Origin of the sequence: Bradyrhizobium lupini (assembly GCF_040939785.1) — a bacterium.
Classification (GTDB): Bacteria; Pseudomonadota; Alphaproteobacteria; order Rhizobiales; family Xanthobacteraceae; genus Bradyrhizobium; species Bradyrhizobium canariense_D.
Window position 1 is genome coordinate 1,456,812 of record NZ_CP162553.1, and the last position, 23,757, is coordinate 1,480,568.

Genomic DNA, 23,757 nt, shown 5'->3' on the forward strand with positions numbered 1-23,757 from the left:
GGCATCTGGCGCCTCCCTGACCATCCGGGTTCCCGAACACCGTCCAGCGGTTCTCAATGCTGGACGGCGCCAAGCAGCCCATAGGCCTCCATCTGGGCCTGGACCTGCGCGATGTTGTGCCCGAGCACCACGATATCGTGGGTCTTGCCGTCGACGTCGCGAACATGGTCGCGCAGCAGTGCCTCGGCCTTGAAGCCAAGGCTCTCGAACAGCGTGATCGCCGCCTGCTGATCGACCGTCATTTGGACCGAGAGCTTCTCGAGGCCGGCCCCGAGCGCTAGGGCGAAGGTCTCCTGCGACAGCGTCCTTCCCACCCCTTCCCGCGCACGTCGAGCGAAACCACCATTCGGATCTCGCCGACATGAGGCGACCAGGAGTGCGGATCGCGCACCAGCGTGCCGCAGCCGACGACCGTGCCGTCCCTGACCGCGAGCAGGCTCGTGATCGCGCCGCGCGCGATCTCCTTGACCCAGGCGGAGAGCACCTTCGGCTCACTGATGTTGCGCGGCAGGAACAACAGGTCGTGGGTCGGCAGGCCCTTGCCGAAGGCGAGCACCGCGGCTTCGTCCGCCGGGGACATCAGGCGGATCTCGATATCGCCCGCGTCCGTCTTCACATGGCGCGGATAGGAACGCTGCTCACTCATGTCGATCTCTTCCCCAGCCAGGAATCCAGTTTCGGCCACAGCCGCTTCACCGCATTGGCGCCGGCGACCAGCGAGACGTGACCGCCCTTCAGCATCACCTCCTCCTTGTCCTCCGATCCGATCTTGGCGATCAGGTGCTTTGCCGCCTCATACGGCACGATGTGGTCATGCTCGGCGACCGCATGCAGGAACGGCACCTTGATGTCCTCGAGCTTCGCCGCACGGCCGCCGACCGACATGGTGTCGTTGAACAGCTTGTTGTCCCACATCAGGTCCTTGGTGATGGTGCGGAAATATTCGCCGGCCAGCGGCAGCGTGTCGGTCGCCCAGCGGTCGAACATCCGGTAGGATTTGACGAACTCGTCGTTCCAGATGTTTTCCCAGAGCTGGATCTGGCTGACGGTGCGGGAGGCCGGGCGCAGCATCTCGAACGACGACAGGATCATCTCGGGCGGCACGTTGCCGACGCTGTCGACGAGGCGATCGACGTCGAAATAGCGACGGTCGGAGAAGTTCGAGAACAGCTTCATCTCGCGAAAGTCGATCGGCGTGGTGAAGCAGATCAAATTCTTCATCGGCCCATCCTTGTGGATCGAGCCGTAGAGCAGCGACAGCACGCCGCCGAAGCAATAGCCGATGACGGAGACGTCCTGTTCGCCGGAATCCTGCTGCACGCGGCGGATGCAGTCCGGGATGAAGTCGAGGACATAATCCTCCATGCGGAGGCTCTTCTCCTCCGGCCGTGGCGCGCTCCAGTCGAGCATGTAGACGTCGTAGCCGCGCTTCAACAGGAACTCGATGAAACTCTGGCCGGGCACGAGGTCGAGAATGTAACCGCGATTGGTGGTCGCCATCACGATCAAAATCGGAATTCGATAGATCTCGTCGGACATCGGTCGATAGTGGTAGAGGCTCATCGTGCCGCGTGAATGCAGCACGTCCTTCGGCGTCGACCCGAGCGTGGGGCCGGACGTCGAGAAATATTCGACGCCCTTGATGCTTCTCTGGATGGCGCGTTGCACCTCGGACTGGATGCGCTCCGGGATCCCTGCGAAGTCTAATCCGGCGGGTGCATTCATGTCTTCTCTCCGCCTTCAGACGGCGGGCGCTTGGTGCGCGGCGGGCGCAATGCAGTATCGGAGCCCTGAGAAATTCCGGAACTTGCCGCCATCTGGCTCAGCATCGACTTGATCTCACCGATCTGTCCTTCGATGGACTGTAGCCGTTCCGCAAGGCCGGTGACCTGGTCCCGGCTCGGCAGATTCATGGAGACCAGATATTTCTCCATGAGGTCGCCGAGCTGCTTCTGAGCACCTGCAGCAACGCCGCCGGCCCGGTTCACGGCTTGCGAAAACTCGGGCGACGACATGGCCTGATTGGCGAAGGAGTTGAACCCCTTCTCCATCTCGCCAACCATCTTCTGCCACATGGCAATGGGGTCGTTGCTTTTGTCGGTCATCGGCGTCCTCCTGAAAGCGAGAGCTTCGATGCCCTTCCTTTTTCGCCATACCACACCGTTGCGCGGTGCCGGTCAACCGGCAAGCAGCGGGTCCGGTGTCGCGGACGCGGCTTCATTGCGAGGGGAAACCGTGCGATACAGCATTAATCAAAAGCCGAGGGAACGCACCCGTGAACGCCTATCATCCGCCGCAAACCGTCCACGCCAACGGCATCGACATCTGTTACGAGACTTTCGGCAACGACAGTGCCGAGCCGCTGCTTCTGATCATGGGGTTAGGCGCCCAGATGATCCACTGGGACGATGCGTTCTGTGAGCAGCTCGCCGCGCACGGCTTTCGCGTCATCCGGTTCGACAATCGCGACATCGGCAAGTCGAGCCATCTCACAGGCGGCAAGCGTCTGACGCCGCTCGAGCTGTTGAAGCTCCGGTTTCTCAGGATTCCTGTGGCCGCAACCTACAAGCTGATCGACATGGCAAAAGACACTGTCGGGCTGATGGATGCGCTCGGCGTCAAGTCGGCGCACCTGGTCGGGGCGTCCATGGGCGGCATGATTGCGCAGGAAGTGACGTTGTCGTTTCCCGAGCGGGTGCGCTCGCTCACCTCGATCATGTCGACGACCGGCAATCCGCGCCTGCCGCCCCCGACACGCGAGGCCGCCGCGATGCTGATGGCGCCGCCGCCGCGCAGCAAGGAGGAGTTCATCGTCCGCTACGGCCAGACCTGGAACGTGTTGCGGGCCGGGTCCTTCCCGGAGGAAGAGGCGCTCGATCCCGGTCGTGCCGAGCGCGTGTTCGCGCGCGGGCTCAATCCGGCCGGTGTCGGCCGGCAGCTCCGCGCGGTGCTCGCCTCGGGTAGCCGCAAGGAGCGGCTGCATGGCGTCAAGACGCCGACACTCGTCATCCACGGCACCGTCGATCCGCTGGTCCGCCCCGAGGGCGGCAGGGACACGGCAGAGTCAATTCCGGGGGCCAAGCTGCTGATGATCGACGGCATGGGCCACGCGCTGCCGATGCGGTTCTGGCCGGACATCATCGACGCCATCGCCAAGCACGCCCATGGCGCGGAGGTGCAGGCGGCGTAGATTGACCGACGCAGACAGTCTCCTCACGGTGACCATGTGAGCTGCCGGTTACTCTCTTAACGCGTGCCGGTGCGAAAGCTATACAGGCCTCCTTCAATCGCTGAGAACCTCAATCGCCAACAAAGAGGCCGCGGCCTCTCGGAGTTCACATGCATCTCATCGTCCGGTCGGCCGCAATCGTCGCTGCTTCAGTCCTCACGCTGTCCCTCGCCAGCGGCGCCGCGATGGCGGGTGGCGCGCAAGAAGAAGCCAATCGCAAAACTGTCCTTGCGTTCTACGAGAAGGGGCTCAACCAAAAGGACGCCGATGCAGCCCTCGCCTATGTCGGCGACCGCTACGTCCAGCACAATCCAAACGCGGCCGATGGTCCGGACGGATTCCGAAAGTTCATTGGCTTCCTGCGCGAGAAATTCCCGAACTCGCACAGCGAGATCAAGCGCAGCTTCGTGGATGGCGACTACGTCATCCTGCACGTTCACGCGGTTCGCGAGCCCGGCAGCAGGGGCAATGCGATCGTCGACATCTTCAAGCTGGAGAACGGCAAGGTTGTCGAACACTGGGACGTCGTGCAACCGATCCCGGAAAATCCGGCGAACAACAACACGATGTTCTGACGGATCGAACCGGTTGCTGGGCAGGCGGCCTAGCTCTTCCTCGCCAGCCAGATCACGTGACGTGCGCCACCGCCTCTTCCGGTGGCGCGGATATTGACTTCGTTGACTTCGAATCCGGCGCTCCCGAGCCGCTTGGTGAAGGCCGGGTTGGGCCCCGAGGACCAGACCGCGAGCACGCCGCCCGTCCGCAGCGCCGTCTTCGCCGCCTTCAACCCACTCGCATTGTAGAGCGCATCATTGCCCTTCCGGGTCAGCCCTTCCGGCCCGTTATCGACGTCGAGGAGGATGGCATCGAATGCCGACCGCTGCGCCCGGATGATTTCGCCAACGTCGGTTTCCCGGATGCTCACCCTGACGTCATCGAGACTGTCACCGAACACCTGCGCCATCGGACCCCGCGCCCAGGCGACCACCGCCGGCACGAGCTCGGAGACAACGATCTTCGCCTTGCTTCCGAGCACGGTCAGCGCCGCACGCAGCGTAAAACCCATGCCCAGGCCCCCGATGAGGACGACAGGTTTTGCGACCGTCTCGATCTGCTTCGCCGCGAGCGTGGCGAGCGCGGCCTCCGAGCCCGACAGGCGGTTGTTCATCAGCTCGTTGGTGCCGAGCTTGATTGAGAACTCCTTGCCTCGCCGCATCAGGCGAAGCTCTTCATCGGAGCCGGGGATTTTGGCGGTATCGATCTTTTCCCAGGGAATCATGCGAGAGCTTTAGCACGTCCGGCTGCCGGGTTATCCACCCGCCCATACGTCCAGAACATACCGGTTCTTTGCACCCATCTCCTCGATCCAGCGGGCAGCCGTGGCGGCATCGCTGCCGCTCTTCTCGCGATGGATCGCGACCAGCGCCGCCTTCACGTCGGGCTCCATCTTGCTGCCGTCGCCACAGACATAGACGATCGCGCCCTGCTCGATCAGCGGCCAGATCTTGTCCTTCTGCGCAGCGAGGACGTGCTGCACATAGGTCTTTGGCCCCTCCGCGCGCGAGAACGCCGTGAACAGCTCGGTGATGCCGCTCGCCGCCAGCGCCTTCAGCTCGTCCGCGTAGAGAAAATCCTGATCGGGATGACGGCAGCCGAAAAACAGCATGGCCGGACCGAGCGCGGCGCCCTTGACCTTGCGCGCGGCGCGCTCCTGGAGGAAGCCGCGGAACGGCGCCAGTCCCGTGCCCGGGCCGATCATGACGATCGGCACGGATGGATCGTCCGGGAGCCGGAAGCCGGCCTTGGTCTCACGCACGATTGCATGGATAACGTCGCCCGCGCGTCGATTGGCGAGATAGTTCGAGCAGATACCCTTGTACGTGCCGCGGCCGGAGGCGGCCGGTCCTTCAACCACGCCGACCGTGACGCTGCAACGAACCGGGTCGACCGACGGCGAAGACGAGATCGAGTAATAGCGCGGCGCCAGCAGGGAGAGCATTTCCAGATAGACGTGGAACGGCAATTCACAGGCCGGATATTCGAGCAGCAGATCGAACACCGATTTTCGCCTCGCCAGAATCTCGGTGCGATAACGCTCGAGTGTTTCAGCCTCCTCGCCAACGAAGGCCAGCAGTTTTGGTTTCGTGACCGGACAACGCGTATGCTCGGTAATGATCTGAATCTGCTTCCGTGTCGCCACTTGCTGGAGCTCGACGAACTCGCTGAGCAGGCGGCCCACTGACACGGCATCGCCGACCGGCAATTGCGCGCGGCGGCCTTCGGCGACCTGAAGCCTGATCTGGTCGGCCGGCAGGAAGCCGAAGCGACGGGCAACCGAATCCACCAGCGTCGGATCGTTGCGCGGGACCACACTCAGATGATCGCCGACGCGGTACGTGATGTTGGACGGCAGCTGCACCTCGATGTGGCGCGTCGAGCGCTCCGACGGATTGGAACCGGCCTTGTTCTGAAGCTCGTCATTGACCAGCACCTTCATGGCCACCGCGCCGCCCTGGGCGACGATGGTGTTGACGGCGGTCACCGCGACCGGCTCGATCGCGTAGAGCGGATCATCCTCCGCGGTACGGGTGAAATTCCAGTCGATGCCGAATTCCTTGGTCGCGACCTGGGCGGCCGCCGGGAACCATTTCTGAAACTGGCCGTCGAGATCGCTGCGCGCATCGCCTTCGCCACGCGGATAGACCGCGCGCGCACCATGCGCCGATAATTGTTCATCGATGAAGCGCGGTACCGATTGATAGGTCGCGGCCCAGTCGCTGTTGCCGCAGCCGAACACGGCGTAGCGCACATCGGCAAACGCATCCTTCGGCAGCTCGTCGCCGAGCCATTTGACAAATTGTGTCGCATTGTCCGGCGGCGCGCCGTTATAGGAGGCGCAGATGATCAGGACGCCGCCCTCCCGCGGCAGCTTGCCGACGTAATCGTCGAGCGGCCCCAAATGCACGGCAAAGCCGTTGATCTCGGCAAGGTCGGCCATCCGCGTCGCCAGCTCTTCGGCGGTGCCGAGATTGGAGCCGTAAAGTACGAGCATCGGCGTGTTGTGGCCGGGGCGCGCGGTGGGCTGGCGCGGTGCCTTCGGCGCCGACGACACCGCTACAGGTCCACCATAGGCGCCGCGCTCGCGATCGGCGCGCGGACGGACCTTGATCTTGAAGCCTTCCGGCTTCATCGTGAGCGTTTCCTTCAGATGCATCTGGTAGCGCTGGTGGTCGACCAGCTTGAAGCGCTGGAGGATCATGCCGAGCGCGAGCGCGGCCTCGTGCATGGCGAAGCCGCGGCCGATGCAGGCGCGCTGGCCGTTGCCGAACGGCTTCCAGGCATTGATCGGCCGTTTGGCTTCCGCCTCCCGGCTGAAATTCTCCGGATCGAACGCATCCGGGTTGGGACCCCAGACAGAGGGATCGCGATGCAGCGCGGTCACCAGGATGGTGGTGAACGTGCCCTTCCTGAGCTTGTACTTGCCGCCGCCGATAGCCTCGTCGTTCAGTGGGGAGATGCCATAGGCCGGCGCCGGCGGCCATAGCCGCAGCGCCTCCTTGAGGATCTGCGTGATGTAAGTGAGCTGCGTGACCTGTTGATAGGTCGGACGCACGTCGACATTGGGACCGAGGACGCGGTCGACCTCGTCATAGGCTTTTTTGAGAATGTCGGGGTGCTTGAGCAACGCATAGAGCGCGCAGGACAACAGGCCGCTGGTGGTCTCGTGGCCTGCGATCAGGAACGTGTTGATCTGGTAGCGGATGTTGACGTCGTCGAGCTGCTCGCCGGTCGAGCGATCGACGCCCGTCATCATCGCCGCAAGCATATCCTTCTTGTCGTCGGTCGCCTCGCCTCCCTTGCGGCGCTCCGCAATGATCTCGTCGACCATCCTGTTCATGAAGTCGACATCTTCAGCCATGGTCTTGCGGCGCTTCTGCATCCAGAGCTGCTCGAACGGCAGGCCGCGCGTCATCATGATGGTTTCGAGCGAGCGCACCAGCGACTCGACGAAGGGGTGGTAATCGCGCCGGTAGAACGAATTGAAGCGGTAGTCGAAGCCGCACAGGCCGATCGTATCCAGCGTCAGCGCCGTCATGTCGTGGACGACGTCGATCTCGTCGTCGGCGTTGAGCCGTTCCCATTTGCCCACGAGCTGCTCCGCGATGTCGACCATGCTCGGGTGATAGGACTGCATGGCGCGGTTGCCGAAAGGCTGGAGCAGGATGTTGTGCGCCTTGCTCCAGTTCGGCTCCCTGGTATCGGCCGTGAACAAGCCGTCGCCGCCGACCGCGCGCACCCGCCGCAGGGCACCGCGCACCGTCTTGTCGAAACGCTTCTCGTCGGAGAGCTCGTCGACGAGATCGTGGCCGGAGACGACCACGATCGGCGAGCCCATCATGTCGAGCCAGAAGATCGGCCCCAGCTCCTTGGCAAGCCGGGTCAGATGCTGCACCGGTGCGGCCGAATCCAGCGACAGCATGTTGCCGACCACCGGCTTGGTCGGCGGCTGCGGGATCGGGTCCAGACGGTTCTTCGATGACATTAAAAGTGCTTCCCCTGCCTCGGTATTCAACGCCGTCGTTGCGAGCTAACCAAACCGCCTTCTACGCCATTCGATCAGCTTGGCGCTGACTTCCTCCGGCTTCTCCTGCTGCGTCCAATGGCCGCTGTCGCGGACCAGATATTTTTCCAGATCGGGGATCAGCTTGTCCATGCCATCGGCGGAAGACGGCGGCAACACCGCGTCGTTCTCGGCCATGATCATCAGCGACGGCACGCGCACCGTATGATCGAGCCCTTCGGCGCGCATCCAGTTGCGGGACATATTGCGGTACCAGTTGATGCCGCCGGTGAAGCCCGTCCTGGTGAAATTGTCCACGAACACCTTTTTCTCTTCGGGCGACAGGATCGGCGTGCGAGGATCGTGCTTCGCATCGTAGCCCGCGATCATCTGCGGAAATGCCAGGTTCAGTCGCGGGGAGGCACCGACACCCGCGACGACTTCCTCCGCCGGAGCATCTGCCGGGCGCGCTACGGGCTGGCGCATGAAGGCATCGAAGGTCTGCTCGACGCGACTGCCAAAGATCTTGTCGGGCTCACGCGCGGGATCCTGGAACTGCACGATATACATCTTTTCGCCGAAGCGCGCGCGCAGGAGTTCGATCGGATCGGCCCAGGCGCGGTTGGTATGAGGCGTATTGATGCCGACCACGCCGGCGACCCGGTCGATGTGCCGGAGTGGCATCTGCCAGACGATAAAACCGCCCCAGTCATGGCCGACGAAGATCGCCTTGTCGATCTGAAGATGGTCGAGCAGGCCGATCAGATCGCCGGTCAGGTGCTCGATGTCGTAGTCCTCGACCGGCTCTGGCCGGTCGGTCGCGCCGTAGCCGCGCTGGTCCGGCGCGATCACGCGGATGCCGGCCTCGCTCAGCGCCTTGATCTGGTGGCGCCAGGAAAATGCGAGTTCGGGCCAGCCATGGCACAGCACCATCGGCGGCTTGTCTGTGACCGGGCCCGCCTCGTAATAGCCCATGCGGATTCCGTTCGTCTGTACGAACTTGAGCGGTGGCATTTCAATCATCGGAACATTCCTACTCAGCGGCGCCCTTTATGTCCGCCGCGGGCGAAGCATAGGCAGCCTCGAGCGCGGCGAATTCTTCCGGCAGCATGTCGCACATCACCTGCACGTGCGGAATGATGTTGGCGCCGACGATGAAGCCGAAATCGAGCTGGTCGCGATAGCTCTGCACGGTGATGTTGAGCGCCTGTCCGTGCGTCGAGATCGATACCGGGAAGATGTGCAACAGCTCCGCGCCCGCGGCGTAGAGCGTCTGCCGCGGCCCCGGCACGTTGGACACCGTAATGTTCGCAGCCGGCGGCAACACATTCGACAAGTCGGAGCGGCTGTAGAGCAGCGCCATGATCTGCACGACAATCGGCGCGCCCAGCATCGAGATATTGGAGATCTGCGGCATCAGAGCCCGCAGTGGATGCGACATCTCCTTGGACTTGGTCGATTGCGCGATAATGGCTTCCAGGCGTGCCTTGGGATCGTCGATGTTGGTTGCGATAGAGCAGATCATGCCGAACACCTGGTTGTTGGCGTCGGTGTTGCCCTCCTCGCGCAGCGAGATCGGTACGGCAGCGGTCAAGGACTTCGCCGGCAGCGTTCCATGTTGCTGCAGGTAGCGCCGGACCACCCCGGAAGCGAGCGCCAGCACGACGTCGTTGAGTTTGCCGCCGGCCTGCTTGGCCAGCGCCTTGGATCGCGACAGCGAAATCGAGACACCGGCGAAGCTGCGCTCGGACGAGATCGATTTGTTGAGCATGGTCGGCGGCGAGACCATGCTGGCGAGGCTCTCGCGCGATTTTGGATCGGATATCTTGCCGAGCACGTCCGAGACGCTCTTGACCATGGTTGGGATGTTGCCGGCAAAGCGCACCGCACTCTCGATCTGGTACATCGCATTGTCGAACAGGATCGAACCGATATCGCTCTTGCCGGTGCGTGGCAGCTGCAGATTCTTCGCGGCCGCCGATGGATCGAGCGGCTGGGTGAAAAGCTGCTGGTAGGAATCGACCAGGTTCGCTGCGATGTCGCGCGGCTCCTGCCCGGGCTTCGCTCCCGCGGTCGGCGGATCGACCTTCCGCGGGATCGGCGAGATGTCGTAGATCATGTTGGTCAGCGCCGCACCGGCGCCGCCGTCGATGGCGGCATGATGCATCTTGGAATAGAGCCCGACCTCGTTGTCCTTCATGCCCTCGAACACGTAGAACTCCCAGAGCGGGCGGGCACGGTTCAAGAGCTTGGCGTGCATCCAGCCCACGATGCGTTCGAGCGTAGCGCGGTCGCGCGGCTGCGGCAGGCTGGCGCGGAAGATGTGACGGTCAATGTCGAACTGATCGTCCTCGATCCAGGAGGGATGATCGATATCGAGCGGCGCCTTCTCCAGCCGCGCTTTGAGGATCGGCGCGATGTGCAGGCGCGAGACGATCATCGCCTTGAAATCTTCGAAGAAGTCGCCCTTGTAGTCGTCCGGCAGACGAAAGATCGCCATGCTCCCGACATGCATCGGCATTTCCGGCGTTTCCAGATAGAGAAACGACGCGTCCAGCGACGACAGCTTCTTACCGTCAGCCATAGTTCCCTCCCGAGTATTTGACGGGCGCCTTAGGCGGCGCTTCTCGTCAGGCCGATACTGCCTGTTCCGGCGGGGCATATGCAATGGCAAACGGCCCTGCCCTGTCAAATGGCCAGAACTCTCCCTCCGGTTGCGCAAGGCGGTCCGCCACGGCCCACAGCGCCGCGGGATTCACCCCAAGCCCGATATGGCTCGCCAGGTGCACCTCGATGTTCTCGGCACGGTCGGAGGGACGCAGCAGGCAGGTCCGCCAGTTCACAATCCCGTCGGCGCGCGAATAGATCGACGTCGCCGGCACCGGAAGATCGCCGGCGATCGCCACGCGCAGCTCGGCGAAATCCTCGACACGCTCGCCGGACATCATCTCGTAGAGCCGCGTCGCATTGGTCGCCCGTATGTCATTGGCAAAAGGGCTGCCGAGCGTGATGGCATTGCGGACCATGTCGGGCGCCTGGAGCGCGAGATCGCGCGCATAGACGCCGCCGAGACTCCATCCGACCAGGCTGACCTTGCGGCCGCTCGCAGCATGGATTTCGGCTAGACGGGCGCGCAACGAATCCCGCATCCGTCCGAACCCGCCGAAATTTCGGCCCATCCGCCAGGCATGTGCCTCATAGCCAAGCTCGCTGAGATAGCGCCGCATCGGCGCCATCGAGAGATCGCTGGCGAGGAAGCCAGGCAGCGCCAGCACCGGATGGCCGTCGCCTTTTGGCGCCCGCATCAGGACCGGCGACAGCAGCAGGCTGGCGTTGAGTTCGAGCAACCCACGGGCTTCGGCGAGCAGCAAAGCAAGGCCCGGCGGACGAAGCCGGCCTGAGGTCTGCGGCCCGTCCGGACCGGGCGGCATTATTTCTTCTTATCGCCGCTGCGCGTGCCGCCGAGGCCGGCCATGGTGACGAACATGTCCTGAAATCGCTCGGCAAGCTTTGGATCGAAGGTGAACCAGCTCTGGATCAGCGATTCCGGCGAGACCTTGTCGATGTTGCTCAGAACCTGCTGCTGCAGCTTGTCCATGACCGCCGTCTGCATTGGTGCCAGGTCGGGCAATCCGATGAACTGACGGGCTTCGAGGGGGTACAGTCGATTTCGATGTTAACTTTCATGTCCCCTCCAGATGAGATTCGAGCGGCCTACTGCAGTATCGCCGCGAGGCGGTGTACAACGCAAGCGACCTGAAGCCGGTGGCGGCGCTCCGGCTTCCCCGATCGGCGGATATGGTCAATCAAAATCGGCCGCGGCCGCGCCCGTCCTCCCGTCATGCCGGTCAGCATTGCTGCACAGCGGTGCAACTTGGCGCGTTCCTTGCTGGAATGGCGCTTGCACGGGTCGAGAACTCTGGGCAACATGGTTCGATCAGCCCCGCCGAACAATCAAAAATGACGGTGCGGGCGAGTGGAGAGGTCAAGAATGTCAGTCGGACGAAGTCTGTTTGCGGCGACGCTCGCCAGTATGCTTGCGTTGGCGGTCTCGCCGGCGTCGAGCCAGACGCTGCGCTACGCCAACCAGGGCGATCTCAAGTCGCTTGATCCGTATTCGCTGAACGAGTCCACCACGCACGCTCATCTCGGTCACGTCTATCAAGGCCTCACCGCGCGCGACAAGGACCTGAAGATCATCCCGGCGCTGGCTGAGAGCTGGGAGACACCGGAGCCGACCCGCTGGCGCTTCCATTTGCGCAAGGGCGTCAAATTTCATAACGGCGACCCCTTCACCGCCGACGACGTGCTGTTCTCCGCCGATCGCGTCCGCAACAAGAACTCGAACATGCAGACCCGGCTGGCGCCCAACGTCAAGGTCGTCAAGGTCGACGACTACACAGTCGATTTCGTCCTGCCCTCGCCCAATCCCATCCTAAATTCGTCGTGGGATGTCTGGTACATCATGGACAAGAAATGGGCTGAGGAGAACAAAGCGGTCGAGCCGACGCCGGTGTCCGCGACCTCTCCGAGCTATGCCTCGCTTCACGAGAACGGCACCGGTCCCTTCATCATCGAAAGCCATCAGCCCGGTGTGAAGACCGTGTTCAAGGCCAATCCCAACTACTGGGGCAAGATGGAAGGTAACCTGAAGGAGATTATCTTCACCCCGATCTCGTCCGATGCCACCCGCGTCGCCGCGCTGCTCTCGGGTGAAGTGGACGTGATCGAGCCGGTGCCGATCCAGGACATCTCCCGCGTCGATGCGAGCCCGAATGCCCAGGTGCTGAAGGCCCCTGAGTTGCGCACCATCTTCATCGGATTCGATCAGACGCGTGACGAGCTGCTCTACTCCAACATCAAGGGCAAGAACCCGTTCAAGGATGTCAAGGTCCGCGAAGCCTTCTACAAAGCCATCGACATCGAGCTGATCAAGACGCGGGTGATGCGCGGGCTGTCCACGCCCTCGGCGCTGATGATCGCTCCGGAATTGTTCGTGCTGTCCAAGGAGTTCACCCGGCCGAAGTTCGATCCAGATGGTGCCAAGAAGCTCCTGGCCGAGGCCGGGTACCCCGAAGGCTTCGAGGTCACCATGGATTGCCCGAACGATCGGTACGTCAACGACGCGGCGATCTGCCAGGCCGTCGTGGGCATGCTTGCCCGCATCGGCGTCAAGATCAATCTGCTGGCGCAGCCCAAGGCGCAATACTTCGCCAAGGTGTTGAAGCAGGGCGGCTATCAGACCTCGTTCTACATGCTGGGCTGGACGCCGAGCACGATGGACTCCCATAACGTGCTCTACGACATTATGGGCTGTCGCGACGATGCGAAATCATCGCGCGGCGAGGCCAATCTCGGCGGCTATTGCAACAAGGAATTCGACGCCATCACCGACAAGGTGCTGGTCGAAACCGACACCACAAAGCGCAACCAGCTGATCAAGCAAGCGTATGAGATCAGCATCAAGGACTGGGCTTATATTCCGCTGCACCAGCAGGCGCTGGCCTGGGGCGTATCGAAAAAGGTCAACCTGCCGCAGCGCGCCGACAATCTGGTCATGTTCCACTGGGCGACCAAGAAGGAATAGCGTCAGTTGAACACAAGGTCCCGGCAGCGTCAGGCTACCGGGACCTTTCCTTTTCGGCTGACAAAGACGTCGGCCAGACGCACACTCAAGGAAAGTGGAAGGCATGCTCGCTTTCACTCTTCGCCGGGCCGTTCAGGCCATCGGCGTCATGTTCGCCGTCGGCATCATCGCGTTCTCGATGTTCCGCTTCGCCGGCGACCCCATCAACCAGATCGTCTCGCTTGATACGCCGGCGGCCGAACGCGCCGCCGTGCGCAAGTCGCTGGGCCTCGATGATCCCGTGCCGGTGCAGTTCGTGCGCTATTTCGCCGATGCGGCGCAATTCAAGTTCGGCGTCTCCTATCAGTTCCGCCAGCCGGTCTCGACGCTGTTGATGGAGCGTATGCCGGCAACGCTGGAACTTGCGATCTGCGCGACCGTATTTGCAATGGTCTCCGGCATCCTGATGGGCGTCTATTCGGCGCTCAGGCGCGACACCCTGCTCGCCAAATTATTCCAGGCGGTTTCGCTGATTGGCATCTCGCTGCCGACTTTCCTGATCGGCATCCTTCTGATCTACCTGTTCGCAGTGACGTTGGGCTGGTTGCCCTCGTTCGGCCGGGGCGAAGTCGTCAAGCTGGGTTGGTGGACCACGGGCCTGCTCACATTGTCGGGCCTGAAGGCGCTGATCATGCCCTCGATCACGCTCGGCCTGTTCCAGATGACCCTGATCATGCGGCTGGTGCGCGCGGAGATGCTGGAAGTGCTTCGGACAGATTATATCCGCTTTGCCCGCGCCCGCGGGCTGACAACCCGTGCCATTCATTTCGGCCACGCGCTGAAGAACACGCTGATTCCGGTGATCACGGTAGCCGGCCTGCAGTTTGGCTCGGTTATTGCATTTTCGATCATCACCGAAACCGTGTTCCAATGGCCCGGCATGGGACTTCTGTTCGTACAGGCCGTGCAAAACGTCGATATCCCGATTATGGCCGCCTACTTGCTGATGGTCTCACTGATTTTCGTCACCATCAATCTGGTGGTCGACATCCTCTACACCGTCGTCGATCCGCGCCTGCGCGCGACCGTCGGCCGCGCCACATAAGGCAGCCTGTATGTCCGAAGTGGTCGCCTCTCATCCCGACAAGCCGAGCACGCTGCCGACGCATGCCGCCCGCAGCTGGTTCAGTCGCGCACTCAACAGCGACATCTTCTATTCGTTTCGCCGATCCAAGCTGACCATGGTGGCGGCAGTCATTACCGTGCTGTTCTTCCTGCTCGCGATCTTTGCCTCCGCGCTCGCGGTGCAGGACCCGTTCGATCCGGCACAGCTCCAATTGATGAATTCCCGGATCTCACCGCTCTGGACCGCCGAGGGGCAGAGCCCGTTCCTGCTCGGCACCGACGAGCAGGGCCGCGACGTGTTCTCCGCCATTCTCTACGGGCTGCGCATCTCGCTCGCCGTCGGCGTGGCCGGCGTGATCTTCGCCGGCGCGCTCGGCATCGCGCTTGGCCTGGTCGCCGGCTATTTCGGGGGCGCGGTGGACGGCGTGATCATGCGGATCGCCGACGTGCAACTCACTTTTCCCGCCATCCTGATCGCGCTGCTGGTCAACGGCATCGCCAAATCGATCCTCGGCAACCGGCTGGATGCAACCAGCATGCTGGTGGTGCTGGTGATCTCGATTGGCCTGAGTTTCTGGGTCGGGTATGCCCGCACGGTGCGCGGTTCCGTGATGGTCGAGAAGAACAAGGATTACGTGGCGGCCGCGCAATTGATCGGCCTTCCCGCACCAAAGATCATGTTCCGCCATGTGCTGCCAAACACGATGGGTCCGATCCTGGTCATCGCCACGATCAACCTTGCGCTCGCCATCATCACCGAGGCAACGCTGTCCTTCCTTGGCGTCGGCCTGCCCGACACAATGCCCTCGCTCGGCACGTTGATCCGCATCGGCAACAACTACCTGTTCGCGGGCGAATGGTGGATTGTGGCCTTCCCTGGTATCGCGCTCGCTGCCCTGATCCTGTCGATCAACCTGCTCGGCGACTGGCTGCGCGACGCGCTCAACCCGAAGCTCCGATGAACAACATTTCGATGAGCAAGACTCGGATGAGCGAGACTTGGATGAGCATGATCTGGATGAGCAAAACCTGGATGAGAGCGTCTCGCTCATGACCGACCCCATCCTCTCCGTGCGTAATCTTCAGGTCGAGTTCGCCTCCCGCCGCGGCACGCTACGCGCCATCGATGGCGTCTCCTTCGACATCGCCAAGGGCGAGGTACTCGGCGTGGTCGGCGAATCCGGCGCCGGCAAGTCCGTCACAGGCTTGGCTGTGATCGGCCTGATCGATCCGCCGGGCCGCATCGCCGGCGGCGAGATTCGCCTTGCGGGCCTGCGCATCGACAATTTGCCGGCGGAGGAGCTGCGCCGTATCCGGGGAAAGCGGATCGGCATGATCTTCCAGGACCCCCTCACCTCGCTCAATCCGCTCTACCGCGTCGGCGACCAGCTCATCGAGACGATCAGAACGCATCTGAACCTGTCCGAGACCGCCGCCCGCCGCCGAGCCATCGACCTGCTCGCCGAAGTTGGAATCCCGGCTCCGGAAAAGCGCATCGACGGCTATCCGCACGAATTCTCCGGTGGCATGCGCCAGCGCGTGGTGATTGCGCTCGCGATCTGCGCCGAACCGGAGCTGATCATCGCCGACGAGCCGACCACCGCGCTCGACGTTTCCGTGCAGGCGCAGATCATCTCGCTGATCAAGCGTCTCGGCCGCGATCACGGCACTGCGGTGATGCTGGTGACCCACGACATGGGCGTGATCGCCGAGACCTCCGACCGGGTCGCGGTGATGTATGCCGGCCGCGTCGCCGAGATCGGTCCGGTGCAGGACGTGGTCAGGAACCCGCTGCACCCCTACGCCAAGGGCCTGATGGGCGCGATCCCGACGCTTGCCGGCGACGACAAGCGTCTGGTGCAGATCCCCGGCTCCATGCCGCGCCTGTCGGCGATCCCGCGCGGCTGTTCGTTCAATCCGCGCTGCGCATTCGCATTCGACCGATGCCGCGTGGAGAGGCCGGAGCCGCTGCCGCGCGGCACGCAAGCCGTCGCCTGCCATCTCTATGACGGCGTGCCGGCGGAGAGCGCGGCATGAGCGCTCCCTTCATCCAGGCCACGAATCTGCGCCGCGTCTTCGACGTCTCGAAACCCTGGCTCAACCGCATGCTCGAAGGCGGGCAGCTCGAATATCTCAAGGCCGTCGATGGCGTCACCTTCGACATCAGGAAGGGCGAGACCTTTGCACTGGTCGGCGAATCCGGCTCGGGCAAGACCACGGTGGCGCGGATGGTCGTCGGCTTGCTGCCGCCAAGCTCCGGCAACGTCTTGATCGACGGCATCTCAATGACCGATCCGCGGCAGGCCCAGGCGCGGCGGAAACTGCGCCGCCGCATCCAGATGATCTTTCAGGATCCCTATGCGAGCCTGAACCCACGCTTCCGAGTCGACGCCATCATCTCCGAGCCAATCCGCGCGTTCGACCTGATCGAGGGCGAGCGCGACATCCAGGCGCGGGTCGGAGAGCTTCTCACCCTCGTCGGCCTGCATCCCGACGACAGGTTGAAATTTCCGCACGAATTCTCGGGCGGCCAGCGTCAGCGCATCGCGATCGCGCGCGCGCTCGCCTCCGACGCGGAGTTTATCGTCTGCGACGAGCCGACCTCCGCGCTTGACGTCTCCGTGCAGGCGCAGATCCTGAACCTGATGCGCGACCTCCAGGACAAGTTCGGCTTGACCTACATGTTCATCAGCCACAACCTCGCCGTCGTCCGCCACATGGCGAGCCGCGTCGGTGTGATGTATCTCGGCCGCATCGTCGAGATCGCGGAAGGGCGCGAGCTGTTTGCCCATCCGCGCATGCCCTATACCAAGATGCTGCTTGGCGCCGTGCCTGATCTTGCCATGAGCGGCCGCCAGCGCATCCCCGTGAAGGGCGAGATCCCGAACCCGATCAACCCGCCGTCCGGGTGCGCCTTTAATCCGCGCTGCCCGCTGGCGTTCGATCTCTGCCGTAGGGAAGCACCTGAATTGATCGACGGCGTCGCCTGCCACGCGGTCAACACCGCGCCGGTACCGGCGTGACGCGCGCGTGCCATGCAGCCTGCGCATTTGGCGGCGGCCTGGCCCTGTGATCAATTGCGCGCGCCGCAAATGAGGTAGTCCATGGCCAGCATCGTCAATCCCGATCCCTTCACGACACGCCCCGAGATCGAAGGCACCTTCGGGGTCGTTGCGACCACGCACTGGATCGCGACCGCTATCGGGATGGCCCTTCTGGAAAAGGGCGGCAATGCCTTTGACGCCGGCGTCGCCACCGCTTTCACGCTCCAGGTGGTCGAGCCGCATCTGAACGGCCCCGGCGGCGACGTTCCGATCATCGTGCACGACGTGAAGCGCGGCCGCACCGAGGTGATCTGCGGCCAGGGCCCGGCACCGGCCCGCGCCACCATCGCGCATTACAAGAGCGAAGGCCTCGACATGGTGCCCGGCACCGGCCTGCTCGCGGCCTGCGTCCCCGGCACCTTCGAATCCTGGATGATGCTGCTCCGTGACTACGGCACGATGCGCGTGCGCGATGTGCTGGAGCCCGCGATCTCCTATGCGCGCGACGGCTATCCGCTGGTCGAGCGCGCCTGCGCCACGATCCAGACCGTCGAGCAATTATTCCGCACGCACTGGCCGACATCGGCCGCCGTCTATCTCCCGAACGGCGAAGTGCCAAAGCCCGGCACGCTCTTCACCAACAAGACACTTGCGGCGACCTATGCGCGAATCCTGAGCGAGGCCGAAAGCGGCGGCGGCGGCCGCGATGCCGAGATCGAGCGCGCACGCAAGGCTTGGTCGCAGGGCTTCGTCGCGGAAGCCATCGACAAATTCTGCCGGACGCAGGACGTGATGGACGTCAGCGGCTCGCCGCATCGCGGTGTGCTGTCGGCCGACGACATGGCGCGCTGGCAGCCGACGGTCGAGGCTCCGCTCACCTACGATTATGGCCGCTACACGGTCTGCAAGGCCGGGGTCTGGAGCCAGGGTCCCGTGACGCTGCAGCAACTCGCGCTGCTGAAGGGCTTTGCCCTCGATGGGCTCGATCCGACCGGACCGGAGTTCATCCATCTCCAGATCGAATGCGCAAAACTCGCCTTTGCCGATCGCGAAAAATTCTACGGCGACCCCAAGTTCAGCGAAATCCCGATCGCAACGCTGCTGTCAGATGCCTATAACGACGAACGTCGTAAGTTGGTTACCGAGAAAGCTTCGCTCGATCTCCGGCCCGGCACGGTCGAGGGCCTTGGCGGCGTGGTCAAGCTGCGCCGAGCTGAGGGCCAGCGCGAGGCCGTCGGCGCGCTCGGCGCCGGCGAGCCAACCGTGGGGCGCTTCGGCGAGGTGCGCGGCGACACCGTGCATTTCGACATCATTGACAAGGTCGGCAACATGGTGTCCTCGACGCCGTCGGGAGGCTGGCTGCAATCCTCGCCTGTCATTCCCGAGCTGGGTTTCTGCCCTCGGCAGCCGCGCACAAATGTTCGATTTGGAGGAGAACCAACCGAGCTCGCTCGCGCCGGGCAAACGGCCCCGCACCACGCTGTCGCCGACCATGGCACTGCGCGACGGCGAGCCTTATCTCGCCTGGGGCTCGCCCGGCGGCGACCAGCAGGACCAGTGGATCACGCAGTTTTTCCTCCGACACGTCCACTGCAATCTCAATCTCCAGGAGTCGATCGACGCGCCGGCCTGGCATTCCGAGCATTTCCCGATCTCGTTCTGGCCCCGCACCGCGCGCCCCGGCGTGCTCGTGATCGAGAACCGCGTGCCGAAGGCGACGATCGAGAACCTGCGTGAGCGCGGACATATCGTCGAGGTCGGTCCGGACTGGTCCGAAGGCCGCCTCACCGCGGCCTCGCGCGTCGGTCCGCGCCGCCGCGCCGCCGCCAATCCGCGCGGCATGCAGGGCTACGCCGCAGGACGCTAAAGGCAGCACATGACCTGGTCGATCATCGCGCGCGATTCTGCTACCGGCCAGTTTGGCATCGCCGTTGCCACGCGCTTCTTCGCCGTCGGCGCGCGTGTCCCCTACATCGCGGCGGGCCTTGGCGCCATCGCGACGCAGGCTTTCGTCAATCCTTATTACGGTATCGACGGCGTCAAGCTGCTGCGTGAGGGCCTCAACGCGCACGACGTGCTGGCCGCCCTGCTCGCGACCGACGACGGCCGCGAGAGCCGCCAGATTCACATCATGGACGCCAGCGGCGCGATTGCCGCGCATACCGGGCGCGACTGCGTGGATTGGTGCGGGCACATTGCGGGCAGCGGCTTCTCGATCGCCGGCAACATGCTCGCGGGCGCCGACGTGCTCGACGAGACCGCAAAAACCTATATCGCCAATGACAGCCTGCCCTTCCCGCGCCGCCTGCTTGCCGCGCTGCGCGCGGGCGAGGCCGCTGGCGGCGACAAGCGCGGCAAGCAGTCCGCCGCGCTCCTGATCCACGGCGAGGAGGAATGGCCGGCGCTGGACCTGCGCGCCGACGATCATCCCGATCCGCTCGGCGAGCTCGAGCGGCTCGAGCGCGTCAGCCACGAACTCTGGGTCCACTTCCGCGTTTCCATGCCAACCCGGCAGAACCCTGCCGGCAACACCGATCGCAGCGTCATCGACGCCAGCATCGCCGCAGCGCGCGCAATACGCTCATGAACCCGAGCCCCCTCATCGAGATCAGCGATCTGCGCATTCGTTTTCACGGCGACGACGGCCGCGTCACCCATGCGGTCGACAGCGTCGATCTCAGCGTCGCCAATGGCGCGACGCTCGGCCTCGTCGGCGAATCCGGCTGCGGCAAGAGCGTGACGTCGCTGGCGATCATGGGCCTGCTGCCGAAGCAGAGCGCGGAGATCTCCGGCGCGATCCGCTTCGACGGTTTCGACCTGCTTAAGACGTCGGACCAGACGCTGCGGGACCTCCGCGGCAACCGGCTCGCGATGATCTTTCAGGAGCCGATGACCTCGCTCAATCCGAGCTTCACCATCGGCGACCAGATCATCGAGACGATTTTGCGCCACCGCGGCGGTTCGCGCAGGAGTGCGCGCGAGCGGGCGATCGATCTGCTGCGTCGCGTCCACATCCCCTCGCCCGAGCGGCGGATCGACGAATATCCGCACAAGCTCTCCGGCGGCATGCGCCAGCGCGTCATGATCGCGATGGCGCTCGCCTGCGACCCGCGGCTGCTGATCGCGGACGAGCCGACCACCGCGCTCGATGTCACGCTGCAGGCGCAGATCCTGGAGCTGATGCGCGAATTGAAGGCGGCGAGCGGCGCTGCCATCATCCTGATCACCCACGATCTCGGCGTCGTCGCCGAAGTCTGCGACGAGGTCGCGGTGATGTATGCCGGCGAGATCGTCGAGCGCGCGCCGGTGGACGAGCTGTTCTCAGCGCCGCAGCATCCCCTACACCGTCGGCCTGCTCGGCTCGATCCCGCGGCTTGACCATCGCGCCGACCAGCTCGCCACGATCGAGGGCATGGTCCCGAACATGATGCAGCCGCCCGCGGGATGCCGCTTCGCCGCACGCTGCCCCTTCGTGCTGGACGCCTGCACCAAGGCGCCGCCCCCGCTGCTCGAAGTCAGCCCCGGCCACCTCTCGCGCTGCCTGCGCGCTCCGCTCGAACGTCTGGTGTCGTGATGGCTCTGCTCGAGGTTCAGGGTCTGCTCAAGCATTTCGTCGCCGAGCGTTCGCTGTTCGGCCGGGCGCTGGCGCATGTCAAAGCGGTCGATGGCGTTTCCTTCTCGCTCGATGCCGGCAAGACGCTAGCGCTGGTCGGTGAATCCGGCTGCGGCAAATCCACCGTTAGCCGCCTGGTGCTGCGGCTGATCGAGCCGGATGCAGGCACGATCCGTTTCGAAGGCCGCGATCTGCTCTCGCTCGACGCCGGCGCACTGCGCGCCTTTCGCCGCGAGGCGCAGATCATCTTCCAGGACCCCTACGCCTCGCTCAATCCGCGCATGACCGTCGGCCAGATCCTGACCGAGCCGCTGGCGCTGCACAATCTGGTGCCGCCCGCCCGGCGGCGCGAACGCGTCGAGGAGATCCTGCGGCTGGTCGGGCTGGAGCCGCGGCTGGCGCGTCGTTACCCGCACGAGTTTTCCGGCGGCCAGCGCCAGCGTATCGCCATCGCCCGCGCGCTCGCGGTCGAGCCGAAACTGATCATCTGCGATGAGCCGGTCTCGGCGCTCGACGTCTCGATCCGCTCGCAGATCCTCAATCTGCTGCGCGAGCTGCAGGACCGGCTCGGGCTGGCCTACATTTTCGTCTCGCACGACCTCGCGGTGGTCAAGCACATCGCCGACCACGTGGCGGTGATGAATCTCGGCCAGATCGTCGAGACGGCGGCGGCGGACGCGCTGTTTGCCGCACCGCGTCATCCCTACAGCCGGGCTCTATTGTCCGCGATTCCCGTGCCTAAACCGCGGGCAAAGCGCAGCCGCATTGTGCTGCAGGGCGAAATCCCCAGCGCGCTCAATCCGCCGCCGGGATGCCGCTTCCACACCCGCTGCCCCTACGTGGTCGACCGTTGCCGCAACGAAATGCCTCAGCTCGTGCAGGATGGCATCGGACATGCAACGGCATGCCACCGAACGTCGGGACTGCCGTCGTCCGAGGCGATCGTCCCAACGGACGGCGGCTTCTCCCCGGTTCTCGAAAAATTGGTCGCCGCCTTCAGCGGCGGCCCGGAAGCAGTCCGCGGCAGCGGGGTTAGTTCATTGGGGACGAACCCGGCATAGCCGTAAAACAGAGGTTGAGAGCGATGAGTCCTATGCGTTTGGCACTCCTGGCGTCGGCATTGCTGACGTCGCTCGTAGGCGCGGCCCAAGCCCAGACCACACTTCGCATCGGCATCGCCGAGGATCCTGACATCCTCGATCCCAGCATCGGCCGCACCTATGTCGGCCGCATCGTGTTCTCCGCCTTCTGCGACAAGCTGTTCGACATCGACGAGAAGCTCAACATCGTGCCGCAGCTCGCGCTGTCGCATGAGACCTCGCCCGACGGCAAGGAGATGACGATCAAGCTCCGGCCCAACGTGAAATTCCACGACGGCGAGCCGCTCGACGCGGAAGCCGCAAAGTTCTCGATCGAGCGTCACATGACGCTGCCGACCTCGTTCCGCAAGTCCGAGCTCGCCAGCGTCGACCATGTCGAAATCGTAGACCCTCTGACCATCAAGCTGGTGCTTAAGACACCTTACTCCCCGCTGATCGCCCAGCTGACCGACCGCTCCGGCATGATGGTGTCGCCGAAGGCTGCCAAGGAGGCCGGCGACAAGTTCGGCCTGCATCCGGTCTGCGCCGGTCCCTACAAGTTCGTCGAGCGCGTGCAGCAGGACCGCATGGTCTTCGAAAAATTCGCCGACTATTGGAACAAGGACAACATCCATATCGACCGGGTGGTCTTCCTGCCGATCGTTGACGCCACGGTGCGCCTTGCCAACCTGAAGTCCGGCGGACTCGATCTGATCGAGCGCGTGCTCGCCACCGACATCAAGGACGTGCGTGCGGATTCGCGGCTCGTGCTGTCGACGGCACCGGAGCTCGGCTATTACGGCCTGACCGTCAATATCCGCAACGACAAAGCAAAGGGGCCGCTCAGCCAGTCGGCGAAAGTACGCCAAGCGCTCGATCTGTCGATCGATCGCGAAGCTCTCAACCAAGTTGTCTTTAACGGCGAGTTCACCCCAGGCAATCAATGGGTCAGCCCGACACATCCCTATTACCAGAAGGCGTTCCCGGTCCACGGCCGCGACGTCGCGAAGGCCAAGGCGCTGCTGAAGGAAGCGGGCATCACCTCGCCGGTGACCGTCGACTACATGATCCCCAAGGGCGCGGAGAACGAAGCGGTTGCCCAGGTGATCCAGTCGATGGCGGCGGAAGCGGGCTTCGACATCAAGATCCGCGCGGTCGAATTCGCGACCACCTTCAAGCAGGCCCAGGCCGGCGAGTTCCAGATCTTCCAGATCAACTGGAGCGGCCGCATCGATCCCGACGGCAACTCCTACATCTTCATGCGCAGCAAGGCACCGCAGAACGATGGCGTCTATTCGAACCCGGAAGCCGACAAGCTGATGGAAGACGGCCGGCTGACCGCCAAATTCGATGAGCGCAAGGCGATCTACGAAAAGCTGACCGGGATCGTGCTCAACGATTTGCCGATCATCTACATCTACCACCGCACGCTTCTGATTGCGCACACGACCAAGCTCCAGGGTTATAAGCAGATGCCAGATGGCCTCGTGCGCGTGGTCGGGCTGAAGTTCAAGTGAGCGTGGCCTCGCCTGACACGCGG

General features: G+C 63.7%; 17 protein-coding genes and 4 pseudogenes. 12 read left to right on the forward strand and 9 right to left on the reverse strand.

Annotation, left to right across the window (positions count from 1 at the left end):
• Positions 1-53: 53 nt before the first annotated feature.
• The 3 genes and pseudogenes from AB3L03_RS07210 to AB3L03_RS07220 all read right to left on the reverse strand — a co-directional run bounded on the left by AB3L03_RS07210 (position 54) and on the right by AB3L03_RS07220 (position 2,105).
• Positions 54-646: pseudogene (locus AB3L03_RS07210) on the reverse strand (N-acetyltransferase family protein).
• Positions 643-1,725 (reverse strand): alpha/beta hydrolase, encoded by a 1,083-nt coding sequence (locus tag AB3L03_RS07215; RefSeq protein ID WP_026233284.1) that lies wholly within the window; start codon positions 1,723-1,725, stop codon positions 643-645. Before AB3L03_RS07215 ends, AB3L03_RS07210 begins: the two are co-directional and overlap by 4 nt.
• Complete coding sequence (locus tag AB3L03_RS07220; RefSeq protein ID WP_018457027.1) at positions 1,722-2,105, reverse strand: hypothetical protein; 384 nt, start codon at positions 2,103-2,105, stop codon at positions 1,722-1,724. The genes AB3L03_RS07215 and AB3L03_RS07220 overlap by 4 nt, the downstream gene beginning before the upstream one ends.
• A gap of 170 nt (positions 2,106-2,275) precedes the next feature.
• Between AB3L03_RS07220 and AB3L03_RS07225 the strand changes: the two genes are divergently transcribed.
• Together AB3L03_RS07225 and AB3L03_RS07230 are read left to right on the forward strand one after the other, a co-directional pair.
• Positions 2,276-3,190, forward strand: a complete 915-nt coding sequence (locus tag AB3L03_RS07225) for an alpha/beta fold hydrolase (RefSeq protein ID WP_204510612.1) — start codon at positions 2,276-2,278, stop codon at positions 3,188-3,190.
• A gap of 149 nt (positions 3,191-3,339) precedes the next feature.
• Positions 3,340-3,804, forward strand: coding sequence for a nuclear transport factor 2 family protein (locus AB3L03_RS07230; RefSeq protein WP_204510611.1), 465 nt, complete (start codon positions 3,340-3,342; stop codon positions 3,802-3,804).
• A 29-nt stretch (positions 3,805-3,833) separates the two neighbouring features.
• On the opposite strand, the gene AB3L03_RS07235 is transcribed toward AB3L03_RS07230, so the two are convergent.
• The 6 genes and pseudogenes from AB3L03_RS07235 to AB3L03_RS07260 all read right to left on the reverse strand — a co-directional run bounded on the left by AB3L03_RS07235 (position 3,834) and on the right by AB3L03_RS07260 (position 11,477).
• The gene (locus AB3L03_RS07235) at positions 3,834-4,508 is read right to left on the reverse strand and encodes a spermidine synthase (RefSeq protein WP_204510610.1); all 675 of its coding nucleotides are present in this window, start codon (positions 4,506-4,508) and stop codon (positions 3,834-3,836) included.
• Between the two features lie 30 nt (positions 4,509-4,538).
• Complete coding sequence (locus tag AB3L03_RS07240; RefSeq protein ID WP_368508384.1) at positions 4,539-7,772, reverse strand: bifunctional cytochrome P450/NADPH--P450 reductase; 3,234 nt, start codon at positions 7,770-7,772, stop codon at positions 4,539-4,541.
• A 45-nt stretch (positions 7,773-7,817) separates the two neighbouring features.
• Entirely contained in the window at positions 7,818-8,813 is a 996-nt protein-coding gene (locus tag AB3L03_RS07245; protein ID WP_018457032.1) for an alpha/beta fold hydrolase, read from the reverse strand.
• A 10-nt stretch (positions 8,814-8,823) separates the two neighbouring features.
• A complete protein-coding gene (locus AB3L03_RS07250; protein WP_018457033.1) occupies positions 8,824-10,374 on the reverse strand; it encodes a wax ester/triacylglycerol synthase family O-acyltransferase in 1,551 nt (516 codons plus the stop codon).
• A 46-nt stretch (positions 10,375-10,420) separates the two neighbouring features.
• Positions 10,421-11,221, reverse strand: a complete 801-nt coding sequence (locus AB3L03_RS07255) for a triacylglycerol lipase (RefSeq protein ID WP_018457034.1) — start codon at positions 11,219-11,221, stop codon at positions 10,421-10,423.
• Positions 11,221-11,477, reverse strand: a pseudogene (locus AB3L03_RS07260) (DUF6489 family protein). The gene AB3L03_RS07255 and the pseudogene AB3L03_RS07260 overlap by 1 nt, the downstream one beginning before the upstream one ends.
• A 304-nt stretch (positions 11,478-11,781) precedes the next feature.
• On the opposite strand from AB3L03_RS07260, the gene AB3L03_RS07265 reads away from it, so the two are divergent.
• The 10 genes and pseudogenes from AB3L03_RS07265 (at position 11,782) to AB3L03_RS07310 (ending at position 23,734) form a co-directional block, all read left to right on the forward strand.
• The gene (locus tag AB3L03_RS07265; RefSeq protein ID WP_018457035.1) at positions 11,782-13,377 is read left to right on the forward strand and encodes an ABC transporter substrate-binding protein; all 1,596 of its coding nucleotides are present in this window, start codon (positions 11,782-11,784) and stop codon (positions 13,375-13,377) included.
• Between the two features lie 103 nt (positions 13,378-13,480).
• Complete coding sequence (locus AB3L03_RS07270; RefSeq protein WP_007607877.1) at positions 13,481-14,461, forward strand: ABC transporter permease; 981 nt, start codon at positions 13,481-13,483, stop codon at positions 14,459-14,461.
• A gap of 10 nt (positions 14,462-14,471) precedes the next feature.
• Positions 14,472-15,443 (forward strand): ABC transporter permease, encoded by a 972-nt coding sequence (locus AB3L03_RS07275; protein ID WP_018457036.1) that lies wholly within the window; start codon positions 14,472-14,474, stop codon positions 15,441-15,443.
• Positions 15,444-15,531: 88 nt separating this feature from the next.
• Complete coding sequence (locus AB3L03_RS07280; RefSeq protein WP_085352225.1) at positions 15,532-16,518, forward strand: ABC transporter ATP-binding protein; 987 nt, start codon at positions 15,532-15,534, stop codon at positions 16,516-16,518.
• Positions 16,515-17,504: an ABC transporter ATP-binding protein gene (locus AB3L03_RS07285; RefSeq protein WP_018457038.1), complete on the forward strand. Its 990-nt coding sequence runs from the start codon at positions 16,515-16,517 to the stop codon at positions 17,502-17,504. Before AB3L03_RS07280 ends, AB3L03_RS07285 begins: the two co-directional genes overlap by 4 nt.
• Positions 17,505-17,585: 81 nt before the next feature.
• Positions 17,586-19,392 (forward strand): annotated as a pseudogene (locus AB3L03_RS07290) (gamma-glutamyltransferase family protein).
• A 9-nt stretch (positions 19,393-19,401) separates the two neighbouring features.
• The gene (locus tag AB3L03_RS07295) at positions 19,402-20,112 is read left to right on the forward strand and encodes a DUF1028 domain-containing protein (protein WP_085362288.1); all 711 of its coding nucleotides are present in this window, start codon (positions 19,402-19,404) and stop codon (positions 20,110-20,112) included.
• Positions 20,109-21,099 (forward strand): annotated as a pseudogene (locus AB3L03_RS07300) (ABC transporter ATP-binding protein). Before AB3L03_RS07295 ends, AB3L03_RS07300 begins: the two are co-directional and overlap by 4 nt.
• Complete coding sequence (locus AB3L03_RS07305; protein ID WP_247394414.1) at positions 21,099-22,199, forward strand: ABC transporter ATP-binding protein; 1,101 nt, start codon at positions 21,099-21,101, stop codon at positions 22,197-22,199. The pseudogene AB3L03_RS07300 and the gene AB3L03_RS07305 overlap by 1 nt, the downstream one beginning before the upstream one ends.
• A 23-nt stretch (positions 22,200-22,222) precedes the next feature.
• Positions 22,223-23,734, forward strand: coding sequence for an ABC transporter substrate-binding protein (locus AB3L03_RS07310; RefSeq protein WP_368508385.1), 1,512 nt, complete (start codon positions 22,223-22,225; stop codon positions 23,732-23,734).
• The last annotated feature ends 23 nt before the right edge of the window (positions 23,735-23,757 follow it).